Origin of the sequence: Candidatus Phytoplasma crotalariae, assembly GCF_030586865.1 — a bacterium.
GTDB classification, from domain to species: domain Bacteria; phylum Bacillota_I; class Bacilli_A; order Acholeplasmatales; family Acholeplasmataceae; genus Phytoplasma; species Phytoplasma citri.
Genome location: NZ_JAOSIR010000002.1, coordinates 1 through 26169 on the forward strand (window position 1 = coordinate 1; position 26169 = coordinate 26169).

Below are 26169 nucleotides of genomic sequence, written 5' to 3' on the forward strand. Positions count from 1 at the left end.
ATTTTATTAATTTGACTTTCGATTTCATTTTTTTTAGTTTCTGTTGAATTAAAGAATTGATTGTTTAAATTTTGAAATAATTCTGGGTTTGTGAAAAAATTTTTGATATCTTTTTTGATTTGGTTGTATTCGTTTAATAAATTAGTGCATTGATTGAGCAAATCCTGGTTTTGTTTTATTATTGGGTTATTACTCATTTTTGTTAAATATTGTAATATATCATCGCTTTCTTCTGTTTGTATATTAGCTTTTAATGAAAAATTTGAATTTAAAGTTATGTAATTAATAGTAAATAATGATGTTATTATAAACATTAAAACCATTAATATCTTATTAATGTTAAAAATTTTTTTTATATTATTTATAACTTTAAGCATATTTATAAAATTTATCCTTTCATTTGTAAGATTAAAAAAGTAAAAAACTTATTATAAATGTTGATTATTTTAATCTTATACAAGATTAATTCTAACATAAAAATTTTTTGAAAATAATATTTTACAAAAATTTTATTTAAGAGATATATATTTTTTCTTTTTAAAGTCTTGGAAGGTTAGAATTATCTAATTTTAAAAGCAATTAAGTTGGATAAAATGATTATTTTAATATTGACTTTAATAGATAATGTTGTTAAAATAAAAAGCGGTTTAATTAGTTAAAAATGTTTAATTTTCAATTATATTTTGTAAATATTTTTATTTTTAGAAGTAATTTTTAAATTTGATTGAATTTGAAAATTTTCTTTAACATTTAATTTTTTATTTTAGGCCCGTTGGAGAAATGGTCAACTCACATGCCTTTCACGCATGCATTCACGGGTTCGAATCCCGTACGGGTCACCATTAAATATTATTTTATTTTAAAAATTGCACCCATAGCTCAACTGGATAGAGCATCTGACTACGGAGGGCGCAAAAGATGCGCATAATTCTGCTATTTAACGAATAGCCTTGTACGATAATTACAAGAGGTCGCGTAAACACCATAAGGTGGGCTTGGTTAATTATTTCGAAAGAATTATTAACAATAGCAAAAGCACGCAAGCGAGATGAGATGAAATATCTAGTCAATAAGTTTTCGCGAGACCAGAAGTTAAGGAAAAGGTGAAAATCCCTAATCAGCTAAAAAGTATGGTCGTTTCAGAGACATCTTTGGTAAGATATTGATAACAATAACCAAGATTTTGAAGGTAAAGGATATAGATTCGTAGTATCTTTTAATTATCTATAAAGTTAGTTTAACTAACTCTTCAAACAGCTATCTATTATGTGTTTATTAAAAAATACATAAATGCCTCGATTTTAAAAATTAATTGTAAGCTGAACCTAAAATTTCACGTAGAATTATGTAGTAACTTTGATCTCCCTAAAGATAGATTTTAAAAAAATCTTAAAACAGCTTGTTGCTGATCCAAGGGAAAAGTGAAACTTAGAGTAGTCATAGGAATAATACTAAAATTGGAATATTTTAGGATAACCCTATCAAGGAGAAGGATAATAACCTTTACAAGGCGAAAAAGTTTCAATATCTTTTAGTTTTTTGCATTTGAGAAACTTAATAATTGATAGTAAATAATTTTATTAATTTGTATCAATTCTCATTTTTAAATATTTTGTAAACAATTAAATCTTAAAAAAATTTATATATAAAAAATTATTTGGATTTATTATTTATTTAATTTAAATTTATTGTTAAATTTTTTTAGGAAAATCCGGATTAGATGGAGATATTATGAATCTTTAATATTTTTTCTTTTATAATAATATGATTTAATTCAAATCCATCAATAATATGTTTAAAATCGATATAAACCTAAACCGGTTTAACAAAATTAAAAATATACTGTTATGTTCGATATAAATTAGAAAAATAATTTATTTATTTTTCAAATAACAAAAAAAATAATAGATGTTAGGAGCCGGATGTTTGGAAACTTACTTGTCCGGTTCTGTGGGAGGCTAATTTCGAATACAAAAGTGAATTTGATAATTTACTTTTTAAACCGATTTAATCTATCCCGATTCAGAAGGTTGGGGGTTCAAATCCTCTTGGGTGTGCCATTATTTTTTATTTTTGTCGGGAAGTAGCTTAGTTTGGTTAGAGCGCCTGGTTTGGGAGGGCGAGAAAGATGCCTAAAATATTTAGTGGTTTAACCAACCATCGTCATTATGATAATGTGACGCAACATATATCTGGTTGATTATATCGAAAGATTAATCGATTATAGCAAGATATAAAAGCGCATTGAGTAAAAAATACTTTTACAAAAAGTTTGCGCAAGTTGAATGATGACTATGGATAAACTCTTATTAGAGTCTAAGAGAATTAAGAAATCTATTTGACTATTTGAACAAAATTAAAATTATTATAATTATTAGTAATTTTTAAGTTTTGAAGTTTTATTTTAATTTGGTCCCAAGATTAAAATAATTATCACCTTTTTGTGTTAAACTAAAAAGGACTAATTTGTAAGATTCACCTATTATTCGTTTATTTTTGTATAAAAAATATTTGGTTTTAGGTTATCTCGCCTAAGGTCATTGGGTAAATATTTTAGAGTAACTTCTATCTCCCTAAACTGCATGATATTTTTTTGAGAAAAATTTTAAATTTTTATTGAAAAAGCGGCAAGGGAAAAGCAAAACCATAGTAGTCATGGTGTATTCAAGATAAGTTTTGGAATATTCTTATTGCATGATCCCATTTAAGAGATTAGGAAAGCTAATCACAAGGCGAAAGGGAAAAGATAATTTTTATATTTTTAATGACATCTAACTTGAATAAAGTTTAAATTTTAAATAAATTTAATTTAAACTTTATAGGTTAGAAAAATTTAAATAAAATTATTTAAACGCCGTATACTTGGAAACTTGTTTGTACGGTGTTGTGTGGGGCTTATTGTAATAATGAAAATTTCATGAAACGCAATAATTCTATCACGATCCAGGAGGTCGCGGGTTCGAATCCTGTCTTCCCGACCATTTTATTATTAATAATTTAATTTATTTCCGTTTATGCGAATGTCGTATAATGGTTATTACTCTAGCCTTCCAAGCTAGATATGTGGGTTCGATTCCCATCATTCGCTCCAGTTTTAAGTTAAAATTTATACAATAATAATTTGTATTTTTTTTATATAAAAAATATTTTGGGAATTTAGGTTTTAATTTGTTTTTAATTTATTATTGTATAAGTTTTATTTTTTTATAGTTTTGGAAAGATATTTGAAAGATACTTGACATTCTTATTTGATTTTAATATAATTTGATTATATTTGTTTTATGAGGATTTATCTTGCAATTTTAGAATTTTCTATTGATATTTTTTATATATTGAATTTAAATTTTTTAAGCTATTATAATTTTTAATTTGCATGAAATTTATTTTTTGCAATAAATGAGAATGTTTTTTATTTTTAGCTTATAGATGGATTTTAATTATATAAAATTATTGATTAAAATATTTTTCTTAATTTTGTCTTGAATGGAGATTTTTTAATTTATGATTAATAATACTACTTCAGTGTTTTTTAATAAAAATTTAAATGATTTAAATCGCACCATTAGCGTTAGTGAAAATTCTTTTAGAAAAAAATGGTATATTATTGATGCTAATCGGAAAATTTTAGGAAGAATAGCGACTCAAATTTCTACTATTTTAATGGGGAAAAATAAGACTTTTTATACTCCTCATATTGATAATGGTGATTATGTAATAGTTATTAATGCTAAAAAAGTTACTTTAACAGGGGAGAAAATTCATCAAAAAAAATATTCTAGACATTCAGGATACCCAGGCGGTTTAACTCAAGTAAAATTTACAGAAATGATGCAAAAATTTCCTAATAGAATAATTGAAAAAGCAGTTTTTGGTATGTTACCTAAAAATAAATTAGGTCGAAAAATAAAAAAGAAGTTGTTTGTTTATGCTGATAATATTCATAAACATAATGCTCAAAATCCAGAAATTTTAGAGGTTTAATAATTTTATGACAATAATACAATTCAATGGCACTGGTAGGCGTAAAACTTCTGTTGCACGAACTATTTTAAGAACTGGATCGGGCAATATTGTAATTAATAAAAGAGATTTTGAAAAATATATATCATCTCCTATTAATCGTTCAGAAATTTTAAAACCTTTAAAATTAACTAATGAATTAAATTGTTACAATATTAAAGTTATTGTTCACGGAGGAGGAACTACTTCTCAAGCAGAAGCTATTCGTTTGGGAATTTCTAGAGCTTTACTCAAAGCTAAACCCTCTTTAAAAAGTGTTTTAAAAAAAGCAGGATTTTTAACTAGGGACGCGCGTATTGTAGAACGAAAAAAACCTGGTTATAGAAAATCACGAGCTCGTCCTCAATTTTCTAAACGTTAATTTTTTTATTAATTAGTTATTTTTTTGCTGATAAAAAGGGGATGATTATGGAATCTGTTAGAGTTCGTTATGCGCCGAGTCCGACTGGTAATGGATTACATATCGGTAATGCTAGAACAGCATTTTTCAATTATTTATTTGCTCATGTCTTTAAAGGTTCTTTTGTTATTCGTATAGAGGATACAGATGTTTTTCGTAACGTAATTGGTAGCGAAGAAAAACAATTATTACAACTTAAATGGTTAGGTTTTGATTGGTCTGAAGGTCCTGATGTCGGAGGATCCTATGGACCTTATCGACAATCGGAAAGACTATCTATTTATGATAAATATACAAGAATATTGTTAGAAAAAAAATTAGCATATAAGGTTTATTCTCATAGTAATAAAAATGATTACGTAGTGCGTTTTAGAGTGCCTAAAGATCAACAATATTCTTTTGTAGATTTGATTCGTGGTCCTATTAGTTTCGCTAGCAAAGATATTGAAGATTGGATTATATTAAAAGAAAATGGTTATCCTACTTATAATTATGCTGTTGTTATAGATGATTATTTAATGAAAATTTCTCATATTTTACGAGGAGAAGAACATATTACTAATACTCCAAAACAAATAATGATTTATAAAGCGTTTAATTGGAAAATTCCTAATTTTGCTCATATGTCTTTAATTTTAGATCAAAATAAAAAAAAAATGAGTAAACGTAATTGTGAAGATGTGATTCAATTTATTGAACAATATAGGAATTTAGGTTATTTACCTGAAGCAATTTTGAATTTTTTGTTTTTTTTAGGATTTTCTCCAAACACGAATCAAACTATTTTAAATAAAGAAAATATCATTAATTTATTTGATATGAAACGTTTTAGCAAAGATCCCGCTGTTTTTGATATTTCAAAATTAAATTTTATTAATAGAGAATATTTAAAAAAATTATCTTTAGAAGAATTAGTTGCTAAGGTTAAAATTTTTTTTAAACAATTTCAAATTGATTTAGAACATGATCGGATAAGTAAATTAGTTTCTTTGTTGCAGGATAGAATATATTATATCCAGGAAATTATTGATTTGTATAGGTTTTTTTTTGTTACTGAACATTTAGTCACTTATGAATTAAAATTTTTTTTAACCGAACATAAAGGTTATGAATTGATACCTATTTTGTCAGAAATGTTTCATAAATTAGATATTTTTAAATCTTTTGAATTAAAACAAATAATTTTAAATTTAAAACAGGATTTTAATATGGATTTAAAAATTTTATTTAAAACAGTTAGAATATTATGTACTTGTCAATCGCAAGGACCTAATTTATTTGATTATTTGGAGCTTTTAGGTAAAGAAAAAGTATTAAAAAATTTAGAGAAATTTAAATTAATTTTTGATTAGTTATTTTATGAAAACAACGTTATTTTTTATTTATTGTTATAAATAATTTAAATTGTTTGTAGGTTTAGAAAAATAAAGATATAAAAAGGTTTTTTTGATGTTACAATTTTATAATTCTTTAACTGGTAGAAAAGAGGAATTTTATTCTTTAAATAATTCACAAGTTAACATTTATGTTTGCGGTCCTACTGTATATGATCATCTTCATATAGGCAACATTAGATCTTTAATTTTTTTTAATTTATTAAAAAAATATTTAATATCTATAGGTTTTAAAGTTTTTTTAGTTGTTAATATTACTGATTTAGATGATAAAATTATTCAAGTTGCTATCAAAAATAAAAGTACTGAGAAACAAATAGCTGATTATTACAAAAAACAATTTTTTTATTTATTAGATAAATTAGAAATTCATGGAATTGATCAATTTCCTTTGGTTACTAATTATATAGATCAAATGATTTCATATATTAGCTTACTTTTGGAAAAAAAGTATGCTTATTTGACTAATGAAGGTGTTTATTTTTGTAATAATAATATTATTAATTATGGTTGTTTAAGTGGCCAAAAGATTAATAAATTGTATACAAACATTAATAAGAAAAATGTTTTTGTGAAACAAAATTCCGAAGATTTTGTTTTATGGAAAAAAACTAATATCGGTATTCGTTATTTTAGTCCTTGGTTTTTAGGTCGTCCGGGATGGCATACTGAATGTGTAGTCATGATTAGAGAAATTTTCCGAAACACCATTGATGTTCATGGTGGAGGTCATGATTTAAAATTTCCTCATCATGAAAACGAACAAGCTCAATTTATGGCTAGTGATGGTAAACCCTTAGCTCGTTATTTTATGCATATAGGACATGTTAATTATCATAATCATAAAATGAGTAAATCTTTGAATAATGTTGTTCTAGTAAAAGATTTATTGACTGAAATTAAAGATTCTAATATTATTAAATTTTTGTTTTGTCATTTTCATTATTTAAAACCTATTAATTATACTCAAGAATTGATGAATGAAATTAAAATCAAGTATTTTAAAATGTTAAAAATTTTAAACCAAGTGAATTTTACACTAATAATAAATAATTTTTATAATTACGAAATAAATAAAATTTATTTAAAACAATTTCATAAATTTATGAAGAATGATATGGATACTCCTAATATTGTTACTTTAATTGAAAAAATGTTAAAAAATATTTTTAAAAATATAAGTAATTTGTGGGTATTATCTGAATTATATTATACTTTAATTTATATTTTAAATAATTTAGATATTTCTATTATTTTAAATAATGTTACAGAAAAGATGATTGAATATTATTATTTGTGGCAGCGAGCTAAAAAATTAAAAGACTTTGATCAAGCAGATTTTTTTAGAAATATTTTATTACAACATAATTTTATTTGATAATAAATTTTAAGTAATTATTATTTCGGAGCAGGTGAAAATATGAATAACGATATTAATAAAACAAGTTTGGAAAATTCTGCAATTAATGATTTCTTAAATCAAGATTTAAGTCATTTTGGTCTTACTACTTACGAAGTAACTCGAAGATTGAAAAATCAAAAACAATATAAATCAATCAATAATGATAAAAATATCTTGAGCATCATTTGTAATAATTTGTTTACATGTCTAAATTTGTTATTACTTGTGATTGTTATTATTATTTTGAAAATGCGACGTTATGATCAATTATTTTTTTTAATAGTTAATTCTTTAAATATTATCATTAGTATTGTTCAAGAAATTAAAATAAAAAAAACTTTGGATAAAATTAATTTAATTTTACCGAATAATATTAAAGTTATTCGGGATGGTTGTGTTATAGAAATTTTGAATTCTAATTTGGTTTTAGGTGATTGTTTAGTATTGGGATTAGGTAATCAAATTGTAGCAGATGTTTGTGTCAAACATGGAATTTTAGAAGTAAATGAAGCATTTTTAACAGGGGAATCGAAATCAGTTTTAAAAAAAACAGGTGATATTGTATATTCTGGTAGTTATGTTATTTCAGGTTTTGCTTATGCTGATGTTATTTCTTTGGGAGAAGATACTTATGTTTCTAATTTGATTAAACAAGCTAAAAAATATCAAAAAATAAAAACCCCCTTAATGAAAACATTTTCAATGTTAGTGAAATTAATTTTTTTTGCCACAATACCTACTACTATAATTTTATTTTGTTCATATAAATTTAATTTTTATCGCTTGAATGATGAACATTTATTAGGGATATGTGGTTTTATGTTAGGTATGACTCCTTCTGGATTATTCTTGTTAATGAGTATGATTTCTATTTTAGGTTTTATCAGGTTGTTTAAACGTAAAGCTTATATGAAAGATTTGTTAGGCATCGAAATGTTGTCTCAAATAAATATATTGTGTTTAGATAAAACTGGTACTATTACTGATGGTAATATGAATGTTAAAAAAATTTTAAAATATTCTGCTGATGATACTATTAATGTACATTCTTTAATGGCTAATTTTGTTCAACATTTTTCTATCGATAATAATCCTACTCAAAAAGCCTTATATAATTATTTTAATGAGTATTTGAATTCTCAAATCATTTATAAAGTAAAAAATCTACAAGCTTTTTCTAGTATAAGAAAATATAGTGCTATTGAATTTGAAGAATTAGGTACATTTTTATTAGGTGCTCCGGAATTTTTATTAAAACAAACAAATGAGATTCTTGAAAAAGATTTAAAAAAATATACTAATTTAGGTTATAGAGTATTATTATTAGTTCATACCAATGATCTTTTATGTAATATCGATAATAATACTGATTATCAAGTTATATCTTTGATTTTGTTAGAAGATATTATTAAAAAAGATGCTTACGAAACTATTAAGTATTTTCAAAATTTAGGTATTAAAATAAAAATTATTTCTGGTGATAATGCTTTTACTACAGGTTATATAGCTCAACGAATTGGTTTGATTAATTCGGTTAAGGAAAAATCTCTTAATTTAACTAATATAGAATCTGAAAAATTATGTGATTTATCTCATAAATATGATGTTTTTGGCAGGGCTACTCCGGAACAAAAAAAAACATTAATTTCTTGTTTTAAAAATAATAATCAAAAAGTTGCTATGATTGGAGATGGAGTTAATGATATTTTAGCTTTTAAAGAATCCGATTTATCTATCTCTATGGCTTCAGGAAGTAAAGCTGCTCAAAATGTTGCAAATTTAATTTTGATAAATTCTAAATTTGATTCTTTACCATCTGTTTTTTTAGAAGGTCGTAGATTAATTAATAATTTAGAAAAAAATTCTATTGTTTTTTTAACTAAAAATATTTTTACTTTTTTATTAGCTTGGATTACAATAATTAATAATTTTTTTAGTAAGAATTTAATTTTTTTTCCTTTTACTCCATTACAATTAAATTTTATTGATATTTGTTTTATCGGTATACCTTCTTTTTTCTTATCTTTGGAATCTAATTATAAACCTTTAAATAATTTCTTTATTAGCGATGTTTTAAAAAAATCAGGAATTTATGGCTTATTAATTAGTTTTAATTATATTTTGATATTAACTTTATATGCAGGAAAAATTAATAGTTTTCAATCTCATTATCAAATATCTTATCTATTAACTTTAATAACTGCTTTTATTTTCGCTAGTATTTTATTTATGAATTGCTTTCCTTTTGATAAATTTAAAATAATTTTATTTTTCAGTATTATGTTTATTTTTTCTTTATTATTGATTATTTTTGTTTGGAAGATACCTTTTATTTATGAAATCGCGACTGCTATTTGGGATGTTATTTTGATTAAATATTTTGATTTTATTATCTTATTAATGATTAATTTGTTAATTTTATTTAGAATTAAGAAATAAGATTGAGTTTAGAAGTTTCGAAAGAATTATATAGATATGGTAATTATTTATGGTAAAAACATAATTAAAGAAGCTCTTAAAGCTAAAAGAAAAATTTATTTTTTATATATTAATCCTCTTATGAAAGATAAAGTTTTTTTAAATTTTATATTACGTCATTATCCGAATTATTGTTATTTAGATAAACATCAACTAAATAATAAAGTTCAAAATAATAATCATCAAGGGGTAGTAGCAGAAGTTCAAGATTATTTATATAGAAAAGATTTATTGCAATATTTAAAGGAAAAATCAGATAGAATAGTTAAATTTTTAATTTTGGATGCTATTCAAGATCCTCATAATTTTGGAGCAATTATACGCACTGTAGAAGCAAGTGATTTTGATGGGATTATTATAAGCAATAAACATCAGGTTCCTTTAAATAGTACAGTAGCTAAAACTTCAAGTGGTGCTTTAGAATATGTTAATATTTTTTTAGTTTGCAATTTATATCAAACCATTTTAACTATGCAAAAATTTAATTTTATAATTATTGGGACCGAAATCGGAATAGATAATAATTTAAACACTATTCCTTTAAATCAATCTTTAGCTATTATATTAGGTAATGAAGGTATAGGAATACGCTCTTTGTTAAAAAAAAAATGTAATTATTTAGTGAGTATTCCAACGCAAGGTATGGTTAATTCTTTAAATGTTAGTGTTTCGGCAGCTATTATTATTTTTTATTTATATATGAAAAATAAAAAATATTAATTTAATTTATTTATTAATTTATTTAATCATGTTATGTTATAATATTGAGAAAAGCTTATCTTGATTTAAAAGATTTATATTATGAATATATTTTATTTATCTTTAGTAAGTTATTAAAATTTATAAGGTTATCGAAATTGTGAAAATATAAGAATAATGGTTAAAAGTAATATTTTAATATGTCAAAATTGTTTAAGTCGTAATTATCGCGTTAAGATACATAATCGTAATCAAAAATTAGTTTTAAAAAAATATTGTTGTTGTTGCAAAAAACATATTATTCACGAAGAAACTAGATGAATAAAATTATCTTTAAATATAAAGGAGATAACTGTGGTATATAAAAAAAATGAAGAAAAACCAACAATTCCTTTAATGCAAGTTTTGCGGGAAGAATACAGCGTAATTAATATTTTTTGTGTTATTTTATCTATGATTTTTTTGGGAGTTTGTTGCAATTGTTTTCATCAATTTCCTGATCACTGGAGTATTTGTTTACTATTGCTATCTAGTGTTTTTTTTGTAATTAGTATTTTTCCTTTTGTACGGAATATTTTTTTTGATCTTCGTTTGGTAAGTTTTCCGACAAAAATCCAAATTATTAAGCAAATTATTCAGGTTTTTGTATTTACTGTTATTTTAATTTTGATTTTAAATTTATTTCAATATTTTTATGATGTTTATATGATATCTTTGCTTAAAAAAATTTGAATTAAAATTAATTTTATGATGAATTTAATTCATTAAATGATGAAATTTAAAAAATTATTAATGAAAATATATTTAGGTGTTTAAAATGCAATCAAAAATGAAAAATAATAAAATAATTGATAACGATGTAACTGATGAGGATAACAGTCTTTTAAAATCTCAATGGTATATTTTGCAAACTCAATCAGGTTATGAAAAAGTTGTTCAACAAGATTTATTAAAGATAGCTAATAGCGGTATTGGGATATCAAATTTGATTCATGAAGTTATTTGTCCTACTGAAAAACATATTAAAATTAAAGCTGATGGTACTAAAAAAGAAATAGAGAAAAAAATTTATATTGGTTATATTTTTATTAAAATGATTATGACAAACCAATCTTGGTTTATAGTTCGTAATATTCCTAAAGTAACTGGATTTTTAGGCACTATTAAAAAAGAAAAAGGTTCTAAACCTATACCTTTGACTGAAAGCGAAATTAATCCTATTTTATTAAAAATGGGCATTATGTCTAAACCAAATTATGATCATTTAATTAATAAGCGAGTTCAAATTATAAACGGTTCTTTTGTTGGCCAAGTAGGCAGAGTTTCTTTAGTAGATTATGAAAAAGATAAAATGATGGTCGAAATCGAGTTATTTGGTAGAGCAACACCTATAGAAATTTCTTTTTCTTCTTTTAAAGAAATAAATTAAATTAGAATAATGTTTTAAATTAGTTAAGAAATTTAATTAGTATGATTAAATATGTTATAATACTATGAATATTTTGGATATTTTGATTATTAAAATATTTAATTAATTGGATTTTTGTTGTGAAAATAATATTTTGTTATTGTTAGTAATAAAATAGTTTTTTAAATTATTGAGAAAATGTTAAACATTTTTAGAAATAAAAAAGGTTGGTATTAAATAAATTATAATGGCGAAAAAAATTGTTAAAAATATTAAATTACAAATTTTAGCTGGTAAAGCTAATCCTGCTCCTCCTATAGGACCTGTTTTAGGGCAAGCTCAAGTGAATATTCCTTCATTTTGTTCTCAGTTTAATGAAGCTACTAAAGATAAATTAGGTTTTACTTTACCAGTAGAAATTACAGTTTTTGATGATAAAAGTTTTAAATTTATTGTGAAAACTCCGATTACAAGTGATTTATTAAAAAAAGCTGCTAATATTTCGAAAGGTTCGTCTGATTCGATTAAAAATAAAGTAGCTACTATTAAATATGATCAAATCATAGAAATAGCAAAATTAAAAATGCCAGATTTAAATGCTTATTCCATTGAACAAGCTTCTAAAATTATAGAAGGAACCGCTATTAATATGGGGATTATTGTGGAAAAATAATAATTTATTATTTTATTATTTTTTTATCGATAAAAAAAGAAAGGCATATGTTTATAGTATAAAAGGATTAAAATTTATGACAAGAAGTAAAAGATATTTATCAATTAGTAACAAAATAGACTTTAATCAAATTTATGAAATGCATGATGCTGTTGAATTATTGTATAATATCAAAACTGCAAAATTTGATGAAACTGCTGAATGCGTTTTTGTTTTAAATGTTGAACATAAAAAGGTAGATCAACATATACGTGGTTCTGTTGTTTTACCTTATGGTTTGGGTAAAAAATTTTGTATCGTTGTGATCGCTCAAGGCGAACAAGCTCAGAAAGCTCAAGAATTGGGTGCGGATTTTGTGGGCGATCAAGAATTAATTCGAAAAATCTCTAATGGTTGGACAGATTTTGATGTTTTGATATCTGTTTCTAGTTTTATGCCTTCTTTGACAAAGTTAGGAAAACTTTTAGGGCCTAAAGGATTAATGCCTAATCCTAAGTTAGGCACTATGACAGAGGATGTAGAACCGATTATAAAGGATATCCGAAAAGGTAGAATGGAATATAAAACAGATAAATTTGGTAATCTTCATTCGGTGCTAGGTAAATTGTCGTTTAATAAAGAACAATTAACAGGCAATTTGGTTTTTTTATATAATCATTTAATTTCTATAAAACCTAAAACAGTAAAAGGTGAATTTATTAAAAATATAACTATCTCTTCTACTATGTCTCCGGGTATTAAAGTTGATCTTTTATCGATTAGATAAAATTTAAAATAATTATTTAAATTATTTTTTTAATTTTATTTTGTTATAAAAAGTTTTTTGTGATTATATTATATCGATAAATTTATATTGTTTAAAAAAAGGAAACAACAATTTATGTTAAAATCTACTATTAAAGAGAAAAATGATTATGTTGATTATTTATCTCAAAATATTGATAATTCTAATTTAGTTGTTTTATTAGAATTTAAAGGATTAAAAGTGATTGATTTAACTAATTTACGCTGTCAATTGCGAAAATTAGTTTCATGTAAGTTTCAAGTAGTACCTAATAATATCATTAAAAGAGCTTTAACTAAGTCAAAATATGGTGAATTAACCGAATTTAAGAATCCCAAAGCTTTATTTTGGACTTTATCTAATTCTTCGGATATTTTTTCTTCTTTAAACGCTTTATATAAATTTTCTAAAATGAATGAATTTTTAAAAATTAATTTTGGGATTGTAGAAAATGAAATTTGTTCTTCGGAACAAATGGTTAAATTGGCACAAATACCATCTAAATCAGCATTGTTATCTATGTTGTTATTTAGTGTTTCGGCGCCTGTTAAAAATATAATTATTGTTTTAAAATTATTAATACAAAAAAAACAACAATAGGAATTAATAATGATTAAAATTTTTTAATATTATATAGACATTTTTAAGTATTTTTTAAAATAAACAAAAGAATTATAAATAGGAGATTAACAATGGCAGAAAATAATAAAATAGAGCAAATTATTCAAGTTTTAGGCGATATGAAAGTTAAAGAATTAAAAGAATTAGTAACTAAAATTCAAGATTCTTTTGGTATTGAAATGGAAAATGTTGCTAATGTCAGTAGCACTAATGAAGATGTTAATAAAGAAAAAAATGAGAAAACAGAATTTAAAATTATTATGACTTCTGCGGGTAAATCTCCCGCTGCAGTTATTCAATATTTAGCTAAAGATTTTAATTTTAATGTCGGCGATTTAATATCACCATGTCAAGCTGAAAATGCTAATTTCTTAATTAAAGAAAATGCAAATAAAAAAGAAGCTGAAGAAATCAAACAAAAAATGGAAAGTTTAGGAGCTCAAGCGAAAATTGAATAAAAAAATATTTTATAAATTGGTTGCAAAAAATATATTTTTAGGCGACAACAAATAAAATTTTTTTGATAAACTGAATATTTATTAAACCTGAGAACTAAAATAGGTATCTTAGGTTTTTTATTATCTTTATTGTTGTCGGACCCGTTTTTAATGTTTTTTTGCTTATTAAGAATTTATATTTTTTAAATTTAAATTCAATTTATGTTGATATTTATTGGGAGTTCTGAATAAAAAAATGAAAAAATATTGTAATGTAAAATATGGAAACAAGGTGGAACGACGAAATTATTCTAAGATGAAATATGATTTGGATTTACCAAATTTAATTGAAATCCAAACAAAATCATTTCAAGAATTTTTAAATTATGGTATTAAAACATCATTAAAAAGTATTTTTCCTATTGAGAGTTATAATGGTGATTTAAAGTTACATTTTAATGATTTTTTTTTAGAAAAACCTAAATTTAATGCTGAAGAGTCTAGAAAAAGAGGATTTACTTATAGTGCGGAATTATTTTTAAATGTAACGTTAGAAAATGTTATTACTCAACAAACTAAAAAAGCTCGTATATTAATGACAGATTTGCCTTTAATGACTATTGCAGGAACCTTTATAATTAATGGTACAGAAAGAGTTGTAGTTTCGCAAATAGTGCGTTCAGCAGGAGCTTATTTTACTTCTAAATTAGATAATAAAATTAATAAAAATCGTTTTACTGCTCAAATTATTCCTACTAGAGGCGCTTGGATAGAGTTTGAGCAAAATAATAAAGATTTTTTATATGCTAAGTTGGATCGTTCCAAAAAAATACCTTTAACAAAATTTATTCATGCTTTAGGTTTTGATACTCAGGAAGAAATCGAAAAAGCTTTCGGCATAAATTCTTTATTAGATTTAAGTTTTAATAAAGATAATGATTCTAATTGTAATGATGCTATTGTTGAGCTTTATTCTAAGTTGCATCAAGGAGAAAGAGTCCCTACTAATGCAGCGAGAGAATTTATTCGTAATCGTTTATTTGATAAAGATAAATATGATTTATCTTTAGTAGGACGATATAAGTTAAATCGAAAATTAGATGTTTTAAATAGAGCTGAAAATACTTTTTTAGCTCAAGATATTAAAGATTTAACCAATAATAAAATTTTATTTTCAGCTGGAACTTTTTTAAATTATGAAGTTATTAAAAAATTATCATTACATAGAGATAAATTTCGTGTAGAATTGGTTAATTCAGATTTTCATTTGCAAAATCAAAATCATGATAATAATTTATTTACTTATAGAAAAAATATAAATGATGATCAAATATATATTAAAGAAGATATTTTGCACTTCCAAACAGGACAAGTATTAATTAAGGCTGATACACTTTTAGATGATGATGTTTTGAAGATTTTATTAGAAACTCATAAATATAATATTGATGATAAAATTATGAAATATTTTGCTAATAAAGAATATGTTCATAAAGTTGTTAAAGATCGACAAAAAGTTTTCAATGAAAGTTTAGAAGTTTATGTTGTGGATAATAAAAACAATAAGCATTTTATTAAAATTATAGGTAATGATCAATCTGAAGATGCTGAAAATATTGTTTTATCTGATATAATAGCATCTATTAGTTATTATTTAAATCTTTATCATAATATCGGAACTATTGATGATATCGATCATTTAGGCAATAGAAGATTAAGATTGATTGGAGAGCTTTTAAAAAATCAATTACGTGTAGGTTTGAATAGAACTAAAAAAAATATTAAAGATCGTATGTCTATTAGTAAATTTGAATCTATTACGCCAGGAGGATTATTTAATTTTTCTTCTCTTTCTATGGCTATTAAAACTTTTTTTTGTAGTTCGCGTTTATCTCATTTTATGGATCAAATTAATCCTTTAGCTATTATTACTCAAAAACGTAGAATTTCCGCTTTAGGTAGTGGAGGTATTGATCGTGATCGAGCAGGTGTAGAGTTAAGAGATGTTAACGATTCTTATTATGGTAGATTATGTCCTATTGAAACTCCCGAAGGCCCATCTATTGGATTGATTTGTTCTTTAGCTACTTATGCTCAAGTAGATCGATATGGTTTTATTGAGACTCCTTTTTTTAAAGTAATTCATGAAAATGGTAAATCAGTAGTATCCCATCAATATGAATATTTAACTTCTATTCAAGAAGAAAACCGTATCATCGCCACATCTTCGTCTTGTTTAAATGATGATTTTAGTTTTAATCAAACAAAAGTAATCGCTAGACGAAATGGAGAAATTAGTTTATATAATGTTGATCAAATTGATTATATAGATGTTTCTCCCAAACAAATTGTATCTGTAGCTACAGCATCTATTCCTTTTTTAGAACATAATGATGCTTCTAGAGCATTAATGGGTGCTAATATGCAACGGCAAGCTTTACCTTTGCTAATTTCTGAAGCTCCTATTGTAGCTACTGGTATTGAACATAGAATAGTAAAAGATTCAGGTTGCGTTGTTATTGCTGAAGATGATGGTATTGTAGTTTATGTAGATGCTAAAAAAATTATTATCGAGAATAACCATGGAGAACAGAAGAGTTATATTTTATCTACTTTTGATAAATCTAATCAAGATACTTTAATTTTACAAAAACCTATTGTTAAATTAAATGAAAATGTTCATAAAGGAGATATTATTGCTGACGGTTCTTCTACTCATCAAGGTGAATTAGCTTTAGGTAAAAATGTTACAGTAGCTTTTATGACTTGGGATGGTTATAATTATGAAGATGCTGTAATTTTATCAGAACGTTTAGTACAAGAAGATATTTTTACTTCTGTTCATATTAGTAAATATGAAATTCAAGTTAGGGAATTAAAGAAGGGCGCAGGAAGAGAAGAAATAACTCGAGAAATACCTAATGTTAGTGCTGAGGCTATTAAAAATTTAGATTCTCGAGGTATTATTATTCCGGGTTCTGAAGTTAATGAAGGTGATTATTTAGTTGGCAAAATTGTTATTATTCCTCAAAGTTCTTTAGAAAATAATCCCTATGAAAAATTAATTCAAACAATTATTGGAGAAAAATCTCGCGATTATAAAGATGTTTCTTTGAAAGTACCTTGTGGCGAGAGCGGAATTGTTCAAAGTGTTCAATATTTTTCTGTTAAAAAAGGTGATTTTATTTCTACTCCTGGTGTTAATGAAATTATTAAAGTTTATGTAGCTAAAAAAAGAAAAATCCGAGAAGGCGATAAAATAGCTGGAAGGCATGGCAATAAAGGAGTAATTTCTTGTATTGCTTCTAAAGCAGATATGCCTTATATGTCGGATGGAACTCCTGTAGATGTTATTTTAAATCCTTTAGGTGTACCTAGTCGGATGAATATTGGACAAATTCTAGAAATGCATTTAGGAATGGCCGCGTATAAATTAAATATTAAGGTAGCTACTCCGGTTTTAGATGGAGCTGATAATGAAGATTTAAAAAATATTATGCAAGAAGCTAATTTGCCTTTTGATGGAAAAATGACTTTATACGATGGTAGAACAGGTGAACCATATGATAATCCTATATCTGTGGGTATTTTGTATATGTTAAAATTATCCCATATGGTTGAAGATAAAATACATGCTAGAAATGTTGGAACTTATACTTTAATTTTACAACAACCTGGTAGTGGTCGTAATTTTTTAGGTGGCCAAAGAATTGGTGAAATGGAAACTTGGAGTTTATTGGCTTATGGAGCCGCTCATACTTTACAAGAAATTTTAACTTTGAAAAGTGATGATATTATAGGACGTAATCAATTGTATCATGCTATAGTTAATGGTTTACGTTTTCCTAAACCTTCTATTCCGGAGAGTTTTAGAGTTTTTACTAAAGAGTTACAAGCGTTAGGATTGCATGTAGAATTAATTAAAGCTGATACTAAAGATAATCAAATTAATCGTTCTTTAGTTTCGAATAATAAGGAGAACAAGAAGTAACCCCAATTATGTTAAATATGAAAATTGAAGATTTTACTTTAACTAAAAGAACTTTAAAAAATTTAAAATCTATAGGTATTAATAGTTTAAATGATATTAATAATTATCATTTAAATGAATTAGTTTCTTTATTAAACGAAGAATCTTTTCGAGAATTTATAGTTATTTTAAAAAAATATGGTCTTCCCGAATCTTTAAATAATTTAAATTTAAATCAAGAGGTTTTAGATATTTTATGTCAAAATAATATTTTCAATTGTTTCTCTTTATTAACAACTGATAAAGATGTTTTGCTTAAGTTATTTAGTTATAATCATTCTCATCAGGATCTTGTAATGAATATTTTAAATTTATATAATGGTTCGAAAAATAATTTTAATCAGAAAATTGATAATTCTGTTGCAGATATAGAAGATATCGTTTTGAAAAATGAGAATAATGAAAATGAATCTGCATCTTCATGGATCATTGATAAGGCCATTTTTGCAAATAATAGCAATCGAGAATATGATTATTTTAAGATTCGTTTATCTTCTCCTCATGAAATTCGTCAAAAATCTTATGGTGAAGTTGTAAATTATGAAACTATTAATTATCGCACAGCTAAACCGGAAAAAGGAGGATTATTTTGCCCCATTATTTTTGGTCCTGTTCAGGATTTACAATGTATATGTTCTAAAAAACAAACTTTAAAAAAAGGTCAAATTTGTTCTAAATGTGGTGTAGAAATTACAGAACAATTAGTTAGACGGGAAAGAATGGGTCATATTGATTTAGCTGCTCCTGTAGTTCACACATGGTTTTTGAATAGTTTACCTAGTCGTTTAGCTATTTTATTAGGAATGAAAGCTAAAGAATTAGCAGAAATTGTTTATTATGTATCATATATAGTAATTAATCCTGGTAATAGTGATTTAACTAAATATAGTATTATATCCGAGTTAGAATATGGTCAATATTTAGAACGTTGTGATAATAATTTTGTCGCTTTAACTGGTGCTGAAGCTGTTAAAACTATGTTAAAAGAATTGAATATGGAAGAAACTATTCAGTCATTAAGGTTAGAATTAAAACAAGCATCTAAGCAAAAAAGAGATTCGATTGTTAAAAGATTAGAATTAATGGAATCTTTTTATCAGTCCGATAATAAACCGGAATGGATTGTTTTAGAAGCTATTAATGTCATTCCTCCTAGTTTAAGGCCTATAGTTGCTTTAGAACAAGGTGTACGTTTTGCTTCTGCCGACATTAATGATTTATATCGCAGAATTTTAAATCGTAATAATCGTTTAAAAAGACAATTAAAACAAAATGCTCCTAGATTAATTATTAAAAATGAAAAAAGAATGTTACAAGAAGCTGTAGATGCTTTATTTGATAATGCTAAATCTAGTAAAAAAAGCACTTCTAATATTGAACGTAATAAACCTTTAAAATCTTTATCAGAAATGTTAAGAGGTAAACAAGGACGTTTTCGTCAAAATTTATTAGGAAAAAGGGTAGATTATTCTGGTCGTTCTGTTATTATCGTAGGGCCTGATTTAAAATTACATCAATGCGGTATTCCTCGGCAAATGGCTATTGTTTTGTTTAAACCCTTTGTATTAAATAAATTACAAGAATCTAAAGGTATTGATAAAAAAAGTGCTAATATTTTATACGAAAAAATGAACGAACATGTGTGGAAATTATTAGAAGAAGTTGTTCAAGAACATCCTGTTTTATTAAATAGAGCACCTACTTTACATCGTCAAGGATTGCAAGGTTTTCAAGTTAAATTAATTGATGGTAAAGCTATTAGATTACATCCTTTAGTTACTTTAGCTTTTAATGCAGATTTTGATGGAGATCAAATGGCTGTTTATGTTCCTCTTTCTGTAGAAGCTCAAGCTGAAGCTCGTTTATTAATGTTGTCTTCTTATAATATATTGGATCCTAAAAATGGTAGTCCAGTTTTATCTCCTTCTCAAGATATGGTTTTGGGAAATTATTATTTAACTATCGAAGAAACACGCAAACGTATTATAAAAGGTTATAATTCTGATAGCAGAAATGAACAACATCGTTATAAACATCGCAATGAAGGTAAAGTTTTTAATGATTTACAAGAAGCTGAATTAGCTTTTTATAATAAACAAATAGCTTTACATACTCGTATTTTAGTACGTGTTTCTAATATTTCTTCTTATTTTGATGATAATCAAAAAAATAAATATTTAGTTACTACATTAGGTAAATTGATTTTTAATAGTATTTTGCCTAATGATTTTCCTTATTTGCAAGAACCTACCATATTTAATTTAGAAATAAAAACACCAGATGTTTATTTTATACCTAAAGGTGTTCATTTGAATGAATATTTGAATAATATTCCTACACCAGAACCTTTTAAAAAACGTTTTTTGTCTCTTATAATTGATCGTGTTTTTAAAAGAAGTAATATTTCAGAAACATCTAAAATGTTAGATGATATTAAAAATTTAGGTTTTAAATATTCAACTATGTCAGGTGTAACTATTTCTCACGCAGATATTAATGTTTATTCTAAAAAAGATGAATTAATAGCTCAAGTAGAAAATAAAATTATAGAAATTGAGCAATGGCATGACAAAGGATTTTTAACTACTAGCGAAAAAAAAAGTTTAATTATTCAAGAATGGAAAAATGTTCGTAATGTTATCCAAGAAGGTTTGATGCAAGAATTTAATCAAGATAATCATTTATTTATGATAAGTGATAGTGGTGCTCGTGGTAATGTTTCTAATTTTGCACAATTATCTGGTATGAGAGGTTTAATGCATAGTCCTACTAATAATCAATTAGAAATCCCTGTTAAATCTTCTTTTAAAGAAGGTTTAAATGTGCATGAATTTTTTATTTCGACGCATGGAGCTAGAAAGGTTTCTACTGATACAGCTTTAAAAACGGCTGAATCAGGATATTTAACTCGTCGTTTAGTTGATGTTGCTCAAGATGTGATTATTATGTTAAATGATTGTGGCAGTGATAAAGGTGTTTATGTAACTTCTTTAGAGCAAGATGGTAAAGAGATTATTTCGTTACAACAACGTTTATTTGGTCGTTATATAGCGCAAAGTATTGTAGATCCTTTAAATAAGCAAGTTATAGTTAATTTTGGTGAATTGATTACTCGTGAAATAGCCGAAAATATTGTAAAAATCGGATTTTTATCGGTAAAAATTAGAAGTGTTTTAACATGTAATTCTGATTATGGTATTTGCGCTAAATGTTATGGTTTAAATTTAGCCACTAATAAAGCAGTTGAGATCGGAGAAGCTGTTGGCATTATTGCTGCCCAATCTATTGGTGAACCTGGTACTCAGTTAACTATGAGAACATTTCACACAGGAGGGGTTTTATCGGTTTCTGATATTACTCAAGGATTGCCACGTATTCAAGAATTATTTGAAGCTCGTAAGCCTAAAGGCAAAGCTTTAATAAGCGAATATGATGGTGTAATTAAAGAAATTAAATCTAGTAATCTTTATTCATCAGATATTGTTATAGTTTCAGCAATTAATCCTCAACAAGAATATATTTATACTGTAGATTCTAATGTAGATATTTTAGTTAATGATGGCATGGCTATAAAAGCTGGACAACGTTTAACTTCTGGTTCAATAGATTTAAGGGAATTATTGCGTATTAGTTCTGTAGTAACTACCCAAAAATATATTTTGGAAGAAGTACAGCAAGTATATCAATCTCAAAGCGTTTACATTAGTGATAAACATATCGAAATTATTATTCGCCAAATGTTTAAACAAATTTTAGTTATTTCTGAAGGGGATAGTAATTTATTACCGGGATCTGAAGTTTCTATTAAAGAATTTAAAAGAATAAATATGCAATTAATTCAACAAAATAAAAAATTAGCAGCTGGACGCCCTATAGTTTTGGGTATTACAAGATCTTCTTTAAAAAGCGATTCTTTATTATCTGCAGCATCTTTTCAAGAAACTACTAAAATTTTAATTGATGCTACAATTAAAGGTCAAAAAGATTTTTTATTAGGTTTAAAAGAGAATGTTATTTTAGGCGGTTTAATACCTGCCGGAACTGGAATTTTAAATCATTCTTTATTCGAATATCCGTTAACAGAAGAAGACAAAAATAAATAATTTTTAATAAATAATTGTTAATCATAATTCATAAATTAAATTTGACTATATATTTTTTATTTTGAAGCTAGTTGTTATTGTTAAGTTTTTTAAATAATCTTGTTTTAACGACATGAAGTTTATATTGACTTTTATTCAAAAAAAAGATAAAATTTAGGTCGTCTTATATTTCTAATTACCAAAAATAACAAAGAAAGGTTTTATTATTTAAATATGCCTACTATTTCTCAGTTAATCAGAAAACGAAGAGTAAAAAAAAATACTAAAACCAAATTACCAGCTTTATCTGTTCGTTTTAATATTTTAAAAAAGAAATTTAAAAATATTAATTCTCCTCAAAAATCTGGAGTTTGTTTGAAAGTATATACTATTACTCCTAAAAAGCCTAATTCTGCTTTAAGAAAAGTAGCTAGAGTTCGTTTGTCAAATCGTAAAGAAGTGACAGCTTCTATTCCTGGTATAGGTCATAATTTACAAGAACATAGTCTTGTGTTAATAGGAGGTGGTCGTGGTGTTAAAGATTTACCTGGAGTGCGTTATAAAGTTGTTCGAGGAGTTCTTGATACTGCTGGAGTAGCTAATCGAAAACAAGGTCGTTCTCGATATGGTGCGAAAAAATAAGAATTTATTAAAATGTAAATAAATTAAGGTGTATAAACTTATGTCTCGTAAAAAAAGTTTTAAAAAAAGAACATTACTTTTAGATCCTATTTATAATTCTGTTTTAGTAACTAGAGTTATTAATAAATTAATGAAAGATGGGAAAAAAGATATTGCTTGTTCTATAGTATATAATTGTTTATCTCAAGTTAAAATGTTAACAAAAAAAGAACCCATTGAAGTTTTGAATGAGGCTTTTAATCATATTATGCCTTTAGTAGAATTACGTACACGCACTATCGGGAGTCAAAAGTATCAAGTTCCTTTAGAAGTTTCAGTAGAAAGACGTTATTCTTTAGGTTTGAAATGGTTAATTATGGGAGCACGTAAACGTAATGAAAAAAGTATGCAAGAAAAACTTGCTCAAGAAATTATTTCTGCTGCTTCTGGAACAGGATTAGCAGTTAAAAAACGCGAGGAAATTCATCGTATGTCTGAAGCTAATAGAAGTTTTGCTCATTATCGTTGGTAAAATCACTGTTTTTAATATTTTCAACTTAAAGGAGGCAATATGGGAATTGAATTAGAATTAAGTAAAATACGTAATATTGGTATTATGGCTCACATCGATGCAGGAAAAACTACTACTACTGAAAGAATTTTATTTTATACCGGAAAAATTCGTATAGCTAAAGAAACTCATGAAGGTTTGGCGCAAATGGATTGGATGGACCAAGAAAAAGAAAGAGGAATTACGATTACATCAGCTGCTACTACTGTTTTTTGGAATAATTGTAAAATTAATATTATTGATACTCCCGGACATATTGATTTTTCTTCAGAAGTTAATCGTTCTTTACGTGTTTTGGATGGTGGCGTAGTAGTTATAGATGCTCAAGCCGGAGTAGAACCACAAACAGAAACAGTTTGGCGTCAAGCAACTTATTATAAAGTTCCTCGAATTGTGTTTGTTAATAAAATTGATAAATTAGGGGCTAATTTTGAAAATGCTATCGCTAGTTTAGAGAAAAGATTAAATGTTTTGGCTTATGCCATTCAATGGCCTATCGGTGTAGAAAATAATTTTCGTGGTTTTGTGGATTTAATAGAAATGCAAGCTTGGGAATATTCTTCTAGTCCTGAACGAGAAAATCAATTAATTCCTATTCCTGAAGAACTAAAAGAACTTGTTAATTCCAAAAGAAAAATATTAATAGATAAACTAGCTTCTTTAAATGAGGAATTATTAAATAATCTTTTGGAAAACAAGCCTATTTCTACTACTCTCATTAAAAAAGCACTTCGCCAAGCCACTTTAGAAGTTAATTTTTTCCCAGTTTTATGTGGTTCAGCTTTAAAAAATAAAGGTATTGTCCCTTTATTAAATGCTTTAGTAGATTTTTTGCCTTCACCTTTAGATTTACCCAACATTAATGGTTATGATAAAAATGAACAACCTATTGTTCGTAAAATTAATTTTAAAGAATCTTTTGTTGCATTAGCTTTTAAAGTTATGACAGATTCTTTTGGACGTTTAACCTTTATACGTATTTATTCAGGTTGTTTAAAATCTGGTTCTTATGTGCAAAATAATAATAAAAATATTACAGAACGTGCTTCACGTTTATTATTAATGCATGCTAATTCTCGACAAGATATTAAAGAAGCTTATGCTGGTGATATTGTAGCCGTAATTGGTTTAAAAAATACTATTACAGGCGACACTTTGACATATGAAAATGATTTTATTTTGTTAGAAAAAATGAGTTTTCCTGAACCAGTTTTACAAGTTGCAGTAGAACCTGTTTTTTCCAAAGAACAGGAAAAAATTAGTTCTGCTTTGTTTAGTTTTACTCAAGAAGATCCGACTTTTAAATTTACTGTAGATCCAGAGTCAAAACAAATGATTGCTGCTGGAATGGGTGATTTACATTTGGATGTTCTCATGGAACGTTTAAAAAGAGAATTTCAAATTCAAGTAAAAGTGTCAGAACCTCAAGTGGCTTATCGAGAAACTTTAATTAGTTCTATAGAAGTTGATGGAGAATGTAAACATCAAACAGGAGGCCGTGGGCAGTATGGTTATGTGCAAATTTTATTTGAACCTAATCCTGGAAAAGGTTTTGAATTTGTTAATAATGTTAAATACGGTGCTATCCCACAAAATTATATTCCAGCTGTATCTAAAGGTTTACAAGAATCTTTGTCTAGTGGTATAATCGCTGGTTATCCTTTAACTGATATTAAAGCAACTTTATTTAGTGGTGCTTTTCATGAAGTGGATTCTTCGGAATTTGCTTTTAAATCTGCTGCAGCAGCAGCTTTGCGAAAATTACGTAATAGCAAATTAGTTGTTATTTTAGAACCTATTATGAAATTAGAATTAATTACTCCTCACGAATATATTGGCAATGTTATCGGAGACTTAAGTTCGCGTAGAGGTCGTTTAGAGAATCAAGAAAACATAGGTATGGTTATGAAAATTCAGGCTTTTGTTCCTTTAGCAGAAATGTTTACATATTCAAATAGTTTGCGTTCTAATACTCAAGGAAGAGCTAATTTTTCTATGGAATTTTTTAAATATGAAAAAGCTCCTGATCATATCGCTAATAAAATTATTGAATCACGTAATAAATAAAATTTATAAATATAACATGGGCGCTAAAGAGGCCTAAAATTTCCTGCTATTTAACCAATAGCCAGAGCCGATAAACTCTGAATGGAGATGGTCGGTCTGACAGACGAAAGAATGTCAGATTACAGCAGACCATAAAAGCGGGTTGCGACGAAAGCAAATTAGTCAAAAAGACTTCGCTACCGAATAATTCTAGGGAGAAGCCTGAGATGGCCTAAGAAGGAAAATTGATGTAATAGAAGAATCTGTTCCGGAAGTTGCTTAAACGGACAGTCTAGAGCTTACTAATATAAAATCTTGGTATTGAGTAATTTATCAAACAAAAAAACCTAGAGTCAGCCTCCCGAAAGAGGACACTTCCCCTAAAGAATTAAGGTAGAAATTTAGTGTAACTTGGAGAATCCTAAAACGAAGTAATTAAATTTACTAATCCGGAAATAAAAGCCCGGATGGTCAAGAATAAAGAATCTTTTTAGTAGTCTTAA

Annotated in this window: 19 protein-coding genes and 2 tRNA genes; 20 read left to right on the forward strand and 1 reads right to left on the reverse strand. The window is 25.9% G+C overall.

Annotated elements, in window-relative coordinates; all coding sequences use genetic code 11:
* Positions 1 to 377: hypothetical protein (locus OC683_RS00170; protein WP_304514562.1), on the reverse strand; the 377-nt coding region annotated here is incomplete at its 3' end.
* Positions 378 to 766: 389 nt separating this feature from the next.
* Between OC683_RS00170 and OC683_RS00175 the strand changes: the two genes are divergently transcribed.
* From OC683_RS00175 to fusA, 20 genes are all read left to right on the forward strand, one after another.
* A tRNA-Glu gene (locus OC683_RS00175) sits at positions 767 to 842 on the forward strand.
* Positions 843 to 3016: 2174 nt separating this feature from the next.
* A tRNA-Gly gene (locus OC683_RS00180) sits at positions 3017 to 3091 on the forward strand.
* A 410-nt stretch (positions 3092 to 3501) separates the two neighbouring features.
* Entirely contained in the window at positions 3502 to 3981 is a 480-nt protein-coding gene (rplM, locus tag OC683_RS00185; RefSeq protein ID WP_304514563.1) for a 50S ribosomal protein L13, read from the forward strand.
* A 7-nt stretch (positions 3982 to 3988) separates the two neighbouring features.
* Positions 3989 to 4381 carry a 30S ribosomal protein S9 gene (rpsI, locus tag OC683_RS00190; RefSeq protein ID WP_304514564.1) on the forward strand — a complete coding sequence of 131 codons (393 nt, stop codon included), beginning with the start codon at positions 3989 to 3991 and terminating at the stop codon, positions 4379 to 4381.
* 47 nt (positions 4382 to 4428) lie between these two features.
* Positions 4429 to 5772: a glutamate--tRNA ligase gene (gltX, locus tag OC683_RS00195; RefSeq protein WP_304514565.1), complete on the forward strand. Its 1344-nt coding sequence runs from the start codon at positions 4429 to 4431 to the stop codon at positions 5770 to 5772.
* Between the two features lie 97 nt (positions 5773 to 5869).
* Positions 5870 to 7192 (forward strand): cysteine--tRNA ligase, encoded by a 1323-nt coding sequence (gene cysS / locus OC683_RS00200; RefSeq protein WP_304514566.1) that lies wholly within the window; start codon positions 5870 to 5872, stop codon positions 7190 to 7192.
* 42 nt (positions 7193 to 7234) lie between these two features.
* Positions 7235 to 9655: an HAD-IC family P-type ATPase gene (locus tag OC683_RS00205; protein ID WP_304514567.1), complete on the forward strand. Its 2421-nt coding sequence runs from the start codon at positions 7235 to 7237 to the stop codon at positions 9653 to 9655.
* A gap of 36 nt (positions 9656 to 9691) precedes the next feature.
* Positions 9692 to 10414 carry a 23S rRNA (guanosine(2251)-2'-O)-methyltransferase RlmB gene (rlmB, locus tag OC683_RS00210; protein WP_304514568.1) on the forward strand — a complete coding sequence of 241 codons (723 nt, stop codon included), beginning with the start codon at positions 9692 to 9694 and terminating at the stop codon, positions 10412 to 10414.
* A gap of 156 nt (positions 10415 to 10570) precedes the next feature.
* The gene (rpmG, locus tag OC683_RS00215) at positions 10571 to 10714 is read left to right on the forward strand and encodes a 50S ribosomal protein L33 (RefSeq protein WP_193621918.1); all 144 of its coding nucleotides are present in this window, start codon (positions 10571 to 10573) and stop codon (positions 10712 to 10714) included.
* A gap of 33 nt (positions 10715 to 10747) precedes the next feature.
* Positions 10748 to 11125 carry a hypothetical protein gene (locus OC683_RS00220; RefSeq protein WP_304514569.1) on the forward strand — a complete coding sequence of 126 codons (378 nt, stop codon included), beginning with the start codon at positions 10748 to 10750 and terminating at the stop codon, positions 11123 to 11125.
* An 85-nt stretch (positions 11126 to 11210) separates the two neighbouring features.
* The gene (gene nusG / locus OC683_RS00225) at positions 11211 to 11822 is read left to right on the forward strand and encodes a transcription termination/antitermination protein NusG (RefSeq protein ID WP_078122861.1); all 612 of its coding nucleotides are present in this window, start codon (positions 11211 to 11213) and stop codon (positions 11820 to 11822) included.
* Positions 11823 to 12048: 226 nt separating this feature from the next.
* Positions 12049 to 12474: a 50S ribosomal protein L11 gene (gene rplK, locus OC683_RS00230; protein ID WP_193621921.1), complete on the forward strand. Its 426-nt coding sequence runs from the start codon at positions 12049 to 12051 to the stop codon at positions 12472 to 12474.
* A 76-nt stretch (positions 12475 to 12550) separates the two neighbouring features.
* A complete protein-coding gene (rplA, locus tag OC683_RS00235) occupies positions 12551 to 13240 on the forward strand; it encodes a 50S ribosomal protein L1 (RefSeq protein WP_304514570.1) in 690 nt (229 codons plus the stop codon).
* A gap of 114 nt (positions 13241 to 13354) precedes the next feature.
* Entirely contained in the window at positions 13355 to 13858 is a 504-nt protein-coding gene (gene rplJ / locus OC683_RS00240) for a 50S ribosomal protein L10 (protein WP_304514571.1), read from the forward strand.
* 92 nt (positions 13859 to 13950) lie between these two features.
* A complete protein-coding gene (locus tag OC683_RS00245) occupies positions 13951 to 14337 on the forward strand; it encodes a ribosomal protein bL12 (RefSeq protein ID WP_304514572.1) in 387 nt (128 codons plus the stop codon).
* Between the two features lie 235 nt (positions 14338 to 14572).
* On the forward strand, positions 14573 to 18307 hold the full coding sequence (gene rpoB / locus OC683_RS00250; RefSeq protein WP_304514573.1) for a DNA-directed RNA polymerase subunit beta: 3735 nt from the start codon (positions 14573 to 14575) through the stop codon (positions 18305 to 18307).
* 8 nt (positions 18308 to 18315) lie between these two features.
* Entirely contained in the window at positions 18316 to 22449 is a 4134-nt protein-coding gene (gene rpoC / locus OC683_RS00255) for a DNA-directed RNA polymerase subunit beta' (RefSeq protein WP_304514574.1), read from the forward strand.
* Between the two features lie 213 nt (positions 22450 to 22662).
* A complete protein-coding gene (rpsL, locus tag OC683_RS00260) occupies positions 22663 to 23070 on the forward strand; it encodes a 30S ribosomal protein S12 (protein ID WP_304514575.1) in 408 nt (135 codons plus the stop codon).
* Between the two features lie 40 nt (positions 23071 to 23110).
* Positions 23111 to 23581: a 30S ribosomal protein S7 gene (gene rpsG, locus OC683_RS00265; protein ID WP_078122853.1), complete on the forward strand. Its 471-nt coding sequence runs from the start codon at positions 23111 to 23113 to the stop codon at positions 23579 to 23581.
* Positions 23582 to 23620: 39 nt separating this feature from the next.
* Positions 23621 to 25687, forward strand: coding sequence for an elongation factor G (gene fusA / locus OC683_RS00270; RefSeq protein ID WP_304514576.1), 2067 nt, complete (start codon positions 23621 to 23623; stop codon positions 25685 to 25687).
* The last annotated feature ends 482 nt before the right edge of the window (positions 25688 to 26169 follow it).